Below are 1,352 nucleotides of genomic sequence, written 5' to 3' on the forward strand. Positions count from 1 at the left end.
TATCTGGTCTGCATCTGTCGATGTAATGCTATCGTTTCCCTTAAAATTCTTTATTCAGTTTTTTAAGAATCACGGCATGTTAAGTGTCGATGATCGACCGCAGTGGAGGGTACTAACGAATGGTTCAGAGTCTTACATAGCACCGATTACACAGCGTTTTAAAGACAACATTCACCTTAACAGCAATATCATAAAGGTAACACGAAGCCCTAGCGAGGCGGCCATTACCTTTAGCGACCATTCTGTGCAGACCTTTGATCAGGTCATCTTTGCCTGCCATAGCGATCAAGCCTTACGGCTACTCGGCGATGTGTCTGAAAAAGAGAGCGAGATTCTTGGCGCAATCCCCTATCAGGACAACAGCGTCACTCTGCATACAGATACTCGCCTCATGCCTAAGAAAAAACTGGCCTGGGCGGCTTGGAATTATCATATTCCTCAGCGCGCTAATGATTGTGCCATGGTGACTTACAACATGAACATCCTGCAGAACTTCGACGACGCTCCCGAAACATTTCTAGTTACTCTAAACAGGACCAATGAAATAGACCCCAGCAAGATCATTCGCACGTTCAACTACAGCCACCCGGTCTTTAGCCAAGACGGCGTCAAAGCACAGGCGCGTCATCATGAAATAAGTGGTAACCCTGAGTCTGGTCATGGACGCACACACTATTGTGGTGCCTATTGGTTCAACGGCTTTCATGAAGATGGGGTCAATAGCGGACTTCGCGTCGCAGAGGCTTTCGGAGAAACACTCTAGTGAGCAAAATAAAGCACAGCTCAATATATAGAGGATCGATACGGCATCGTCGTTTTTTGCCCAAGAAACACCAGTTTCGCTACCCCTTGTTTATGCTCTATCTTGACTTAGACGAGTTAGAATCGCTGTGTAAATCGAAGTGGTACTGTTCACTCGAAAAGTTCAATATTGTCTCGTTTCGTCGCGATGATTATTACTCACCCGAATCGGGCGATTTAAAACAAGCAGTCATTAATAAAGTGACGAACAATCTCACCGAACAAGGTTTATCTGCGCCGGAAATTGAACACGTCAGAATGCTGTGCCACGCCCGCTATTTCAATGCAGTCTTTAACCCTGTCACCTTCTACTACTGTTTTGACAAAGCTAACAAGCTGGTTTCTATTTTGGCTGAAATCACCAACACCCCATGGGGTGAACGGCATGCTTATGTGCTACCCGTAGGTCAATCGGGAGAGTATGGCTCGTATGCCCTGAAAGCACAAAAATATCACCACTATGAGTTTCCCAAAGTTTTTCATGTTTCGCCGTTCAACCCTATGGATATGACCTATCACTGGACCTTTGATGAGCCAAACCAAGGGCTAAG

2 protein-coding genes are annotated in these 1,352 nt (G+C 45.7%); both read left to right on the top strand.

Going from position 1 to position 1,352, the window contains the following annotated elements:
• Positions 1-763, top strand: a 763-nt coding sequence (locus A3735_RS03380; protein WP_197485633.1) for an NAD(P)/FAD-dependent oxidoreductase, incomplete at its 5' end; no start/stop codon positions are given.
• On the top strand, positions 763-1,352 hold a 590-nt coding region (locus A3735_RS03385; RefSeq protein ID WP_156499371.1), incomplete at its 3' end, for a DUF1365 domain-containing protein. The genes A3735_RS03380 and A3735_RS03385, both read left to right, overlap by 1 nt.

This window comes from Oleiphilus sp. HI0061, from assembly GCF_001635675.1.